Source organism: Ramlibacter sp. (assembly GCF_036383835.1).
Taxonomy (GTDB): domain Bacteria; phylum Pseudomonadota; class Gammaproteobacteria; order Burkholderiales; family Burkholderiaceae_C; genus Ramlibacter.
On sequence record NZ_DASVNN010000141.1, the window covers coordinates 1 to 5,438 of the forward strand.

The following is a 5,438-nucleotide window of genomic DNA, read 5'->3' on the forward strand; positions in this document are numbered from 1 at the left end:
CCCTCCGGGGGAGGGCTGGGGAGGGGGCGCTCCACCCCCCATTCCTGCGCAAACCCCGCCCGTTCGATCACCTCCCGCGGCTGCTCATGGAGGTTCTCGATCCGCAGGCGGCCCTCCCGCAGCAGGACCGCCTTGTGCAGCTGCCGCAGGGTGTCCAGCCCGGAGGTGTCCAGGTGCACCAGGTGCAGCGCGTCCAGGACCACTTCCGGCCGCGGCGGACCGTCCTCCACCACCTGCACGATCGGATCGAGCTTGGCCGTGGCGCCGAAGAACAGGGAGCCGTAGAGGGCGTAGCGCAGGCGGGCTCCGTCGCCATCGACCCGCTCCACCCGGAACAGGTCGCTCATCTTCCGGATGAAGAGCACGCAGGCGGCGACCAGCCCCACCTGCACGGCCACCGTCAGGTCGAACACCACCGTCAGCGCGAAGGTGCCCAGCATCAGGAGGCGGTAGTGCGTGCTGTAGCGGCGCAGGTGCGCGAACTCCCGCCACTCGCCCATGTTCCAGGCGACGAAGAAGAGGATGCCGGCCAGCACCGACAGCGGCACCAGCAGTGCCAGCGGCGCCGCCAGCAGGACCACCAAGGCGAGCGTCAGGGCATGGATCACTCCGGCCACCGGCGAGGTGGCGCCCGCGCGGATGTTGGTGACGGTGCGGGCGATGGTGCCGGTGGCGGGCATGCCGCCGAAGAAGGGCACGACGAAGTTGGCCACGCCTTGTGCCATCAGCTCCTGGTTCGGGTCGTGCCGGGGTAGCGACGAGAGCTGGTCGGCGACGCGGGCGCACAGCAGCGACTCGATCGCGCCGAGCGCCGCGATGGTGAGGGTCGGCGTGACCAGCAGCTTGACCGTCCCCCAGCTGAACTCGGGCAGCGCGAAGGCGGGCAGGCCCCGCGGGATGCTGCCGAAGCGGCTGCCGATGGTCTCGACCGGCAGGTGCAGGAACCAGGCGATTGCCGTCAGGGCGACCAGCGCCACGACGGGGCCGGGCAGCCGCGAACGGCGCGGCCAGGCGAACAGGCTCGCCAGGCACGCCAGCCCCAGCGCGAAGGCATACGGGTTGAAGCTTTCGAGGTGCGCGGCCAGGGTCCGCAACTGCGCGAAGAAGTCGGCCGGCATCTTCGCGATGTCCAGCCCCAGCCAGTCCTTGAGCTGCGAGGCGGCGATCAGCACCGCGATGCCGTTGGTGAAGCCGACCACGATGCTCACCGGAACGTAGCGCACCAGCCGCCCGAGCCGCAGCAGGCCCATGGCGAACAGCAGCACGCCGGCGCAGGCGGTGGCGATCAGCAGGTTGGCCAGGCCGTAGCGCTCGACGATGCCGTAGACGATCACGATGAAGGCGCCGGCGGGTCCGCCGATCTGCACGCTGGAGCCGCCCAGCAGCGCGACCAGGAGGCCCGCGATGATCGCGGTCCACAGGCCGGCTTCGGGTTTCAGGCCCGAGGCGATCGCGAAGGCCATCGCCAGGGGCAGGGCGACGACGCCGACCGTCAGGCCGGCACCCAGGTCGCGCGCGAAGCGCGCAGCGTCATAGCCGCGCAGTGCGTCGAGCAGGCGGGGACGGAAAGGGAAGGAAAGCTGCAATCGTGACTCCGGTAGTCGAACGGAACGGAAGTTCAGTTCGCTGCCGGAGGGCCGCAGTGGTGCAGCCGGGTGATGAAGCGCCTGCGCCGCGAAAGCGGCAGGATTGGCTGGGAAGCCATGGCCGCAGTGTACGCCCGCGGCCGGCCGCCTTACTTGTTGTCGTCGCCCGAGGGCAGGACGGCATCCGCCGCCAGGCCGACCGCCTTGCCCGTGAGCTTCACGGTGCCGACCGCTGCGTCGACGGCCAGCGAACCGGCCGTCACGGCGACGGAAGTCGCCGCCGCCGCGACGGTGATGACGGTGCAGCCCGAAAGGGCCAGGGAGCCGCCGATCAAGGCCATGCCGGCGGCGCGGCGAACGAGGGAAGGCATGGAGGTCATGGGCGGATCCGGAACTGCTTGGATCGGCCCATTCTATGCAGCGCCCTTGTCGGCGCCGTAAAGAGTCGTGAGACTCAGAATTCGTACTCGGTCTGCAGGCGGAAAGTGTTGCGCGGAGCCCCGTGGGTGAGGCCGAACAGCACGGCGGCGTTGTACTTGATCGCCTGCCTGGTGCCGACGCGGAACGCGCCGGACAGCGCGGGGCCGGCGCTGTGGTTCTGCTGCGAGCGCGGCTCCCAGTGGTCCCACGGGCCGACGTCGCCGAAGCCCTGCGCGCCGAATTCGAACTCGGGCCGCAAGCGGTACTTCAGCTGCCACTCGTAACCCAGTTCCGCCTTCCCGCCTTCGACCGTGCGGATTTGTTTTTCGATCAGCACGTTCAGGTTCGCCTGCACCCTGGTGCCGATGTCCATCTGCAGCAGCGGGCCCCACTTGTATGCGTAGCCTTCGCTGCGGTCCCTCGGGCGCTCGATCTCCAGCAGGAAGCCGACGTCGACCGGGTACCGGCCGGTTTCGGTGAGCTGGAAGCTGTTCTCCCATTCCCAGGCGTCGAAACCGTGCCGCTCGCCGGGCTGCTTGTGCCACTTGCCGGCGAACTCGGTGAACCAGCGCGAAGTCACGCCCCAGCCGAATCCCAGCGAGTATTCGGACACGCGCGAGCCGTCGCGCAGCCTGGCCGTGCCCGCCTTGAATTCCACCTCGCGCTCGCCCTCTTCGACGATGGGAGTGTGCATTTCGCCGGAAAGCTCGGCGAAGGACACTGGCGCGTAGGTCAGGCAGGACAGGGCGAGGGCGACAAGCGCCCCCGCGCGCGGGGCAATAGGCATGGCGATTCCGGAAGTGGAGGCTGATCCCGGCTGCCGACCGAAGAAAGCCGGCTCGAGGACGAGGCGGATTTTCCCGTTTTTTGCGGAAGCGAGGGGGGCCTGCGCACCGGCGGAGACATCTTGTCGAAGCTCCTGCGGCCTCGTCGGCTCCGTCAGGAGCCGCGGGACTCAGAACTCGTATTCGGTCTGCAGCCGGAAAGCGTTGCGCGGAGACCCGTGGGTGAGGCCGAACAGCACGGCGGCGTTGTACTTGATCACCTGCTTGTTGCCGACATGGAACTTGCCGAACAATGCCGGCCCGGCGGTGTGGGGCTGTTCCGAACGCGGTTCCCAGTGGTTCCACGGGCCGACGTCGCCGAAGCCCTGCGCGCCGAATTCGAACTCGGGCCGATAGCGGTACTTCAGCTGCCATTCGTAGCCCAGTTCCGCCTTCTCGGCCTCGACCGCGCGGATGTGTTTCTCGATCAGCACGTTCAGGTTCGCCTGCACCTTGGTGCCGAGGTCCATCTGCAGCAGCGGACCCCACTTGTATTCGTAGCCTTCGCTGCGGTCCTTCGGGCGCTCGATCTCCAGCAGGAAGCCGACGTCGACCGGGTACCGGCCGGTTTCGGTGAGCTGGAACTTGTTCTCCCATTCCCAGGCGTCGAAGCCGTGCCGCTCGCCGGGTTCCTTGTGCCACTTGCCGTAGAACTCGGTGAACCAGCGCGAATTCACGCCCCAGCCGAGGCCCAGCGAGTACTCGGACACGCGCGAGCCGTCGCGCAGCTTGGCGGTCCCCGCCTTGAAGTCCACCTCGCGCTCGCCCTCTTCGACGATGGGCGTGTGCACGTAGTTGGAAGGGCCGGCGAAGGCCAGCGGTGCGTAGCTCAGGCAGGACAGGACGAGGGCAGCCAGGGCCCCCGCGCGGGTGGCGGTATGCATGAAGTCTCCAGGAGGTCGAAAGGGAAGACGGTCAGCGGGCGGGCTGCGGCGGACGCAGCAGGCGGTTGCCTGCGTAGATCACTGCGAGGACCAGCAGGTACGACGCGAGCTGTGCCGCGGAGGGCCGCGCGTCGTAGCCGACCAGCGCATGCAGCAGCGTGCCGAGCGCGGAATCGGGGGCGAGCCAGTCCGAGGTGTCCCACAGCGGCGACGTCCCGTGCTCGATGAAGCCGGCCTGCGCGAGCGACTTCACCAGCTGGCTGCCGATGGAACCCGCGAGGATGGCGATCAGCACGTTGGTGGTGGTGAACAGGTGCCGCGTGGGAATGCGGGCCAGGCCGGTGTAGAGGAGGAAGCCGACCGCCACGCCGAGGCCGACGCCGATCAGCACCGAAGCGACGACGGTTGCCGTGGCGGTGTGGCTGCCGGTGAGCGCGCCGCCCACGAACAGCACCGTCTCGGCGCCTTCGCGCAGCACGGCCAGGGCCACGGCGACCAGCAGCGCCCACGGCTTGCGCTCGCCTTGCTGCACGGAGGTGCCGAGCCGGCGGGCATCGCCCGCCATTTCGCGCGCATGCGAGGCCACCCAGATGCAGTGCCAGAGCAGCATCACCAGCGCCAGCGACAACACCGCGATGTTGATGACGTCCTGGCCGATGCCGTCGAACCAGTCGCTCACCTGCTGCGCGGTGAGCGCCAGCAGCAGGGCGCCGAGCACCCCGAGGCCGACGCCGCCCGAGAGCCAGCGCGAGCGGCCGGCCAGTTCGCGCGTGGCCGCCGCGACGATGCCGACGAACAGGGCGGCTTCCAGCGATTCGCGAAAGACGATCAGGGCGGCGGCGAACATGGCGGCGTCCTTATTCGGCGACCAGCACGCCCTGCGCCGTCTTCTCGTTGTATTCGCCGAAGAAGGCGTAGCGGCCGGGCTTCAGCGGGCCGACGTAGATCGAAGCCTTCTTGCCGCCGGGCACCACCTTTTCGCGGTTCAGGCTGTGGCTCTCGAATTCCTCGGGCGTGCTGTCCTGGTTGTCGACGACCAGCTTGATGCGCTGGCCGCTCGGCACCTTGACCTCGGCCGGTTCGAAGCGGTGGTTCCTGATCACGATCGTGAACTCGGGCTCGGCGGCAGCGGCCCAGCCGCAGAAGAGAGCGGAAACGAGGCCGAGGGCGAGGAAACGGCGGATGGGGGTCATGGTGGAGGCAGGAAGTGGTGGGCGGAGTCTAAACAAGAATTGTTCGTATTTGCAAGTGGGCGCAAAAAAAAGCCGGCAGGGGATTGCCGGCTTTTTCGTCGGGACCCGCGCGCCGGGTCAGCGCACGCGCATGCCGGGTTCGGCGCCCGGCCAGGGATTCAGTACGTAGATGCCGCCCTTGGCCTTTTCGTCCGCATGGCTGGCCGCCAGCACCATGCCTTCGCTCACGCCGAACTTCATCTTGCGGGGCGCGAGGTTGGCGACGAGCACGGTCAGCTTGCCCACCAGGTCTTCCGGCTTGTAGGCCGAGGCGATGCCGGAGAACACGTTGCGCATGCGGCCTTCGCCCGCGTCGAGCGTGAGCTGCAGCAGCTTGGTCGAACCCTCGACCGCCTTGCAGTCGACGATCTTCGCGATGCGCAGGTCGACCCTGGTGAAGTCGTCGATCGTGATCGCCGGGGCGATGTCTTCGCCACCCGGTTGTACCGCCACCACCGGTTCCTCCGCCGGCTCGAACAGCTTGTCCACGAC

The 5,438-nt window shown here is 68.5% G+C and carries 7 protein-coding genes; all 7 read right to left on the minus strand.

The window, feature by feature from the left end; genetic code table 11:
* On the minus strand, positions 1–1,586 hold a 1,586-nt coding region (locus VF522_RS21910; RefSeq protein WP_330910448.1), incomplete at its 3' end, for a SulP family inorganic anion transporter.
* A 149-nt stretch (positions 1,587–1,735) separates the two neighbouring features.
* A complete protein-coding gene (locus VF522_RS21915) occupies positions 1,736–1,957 on the minus strand; it encodes a hypothetical protein (protein WP_330910449.1) in 222 nt (73 codons plus the stop codon).
* 83 nt (positions 1,958–2,040) lie between these two features.
* A complete protein-coding gene (locus VF522_RS21920; RefSeq protein WP_330910450.1) occupies positions 2,041–2,700 on the minus strand; it encodes a hypothetical protein in 660 nt (219 codons plus the stop codon).
* A 261-nt stretch (positions 2,701–2,961) separates the two neighbouring features.
* On the minus strand, positions 2,962–3,714 hold the full coding sequence (locus tag VF522_RS21925) for a hypothetical protein (RefSeq protein ID WP_330910451.1): 753 nt from the start codon (positions 3,712–3,714) through the stop codon (positions 2,962–2,964).
* A gap of 31 nt (positions 3,715–3,745) precedes the next feature.
* Entirely contained in the window at positions 3,746–4,561 is an 816-nt protein-coding gene (locus VF522_RS21930; protein ID WP_330910452.1) for an FTR1 family iron permease, read from the minus strand.
* 10 nt (positions 4,562–4,571) lie between these two features.
* Positions 4,572–4,907 carry a cupredoxin domain-containing protein gene (locus VF522_RS21935; protein WP_330910453.1) on the minus strand — a complete coding sequence of 112 codons (336 nt, stop codon included), beginning with the start codon at positions 4,905–4,907 and terminating at the stop codon, positions 4,572–4,574.
* Between the two features lie 117 nt (positions 4,908–5,024).
* Positions 5,025–5,438: methionine--tRNA ligase subunit beta (metG, locus tag VF522_RS21940; RefSeq protein WP_330910454.1), on the minus strand; the 414-nt coding region annotated here is incomplete at its 5' end.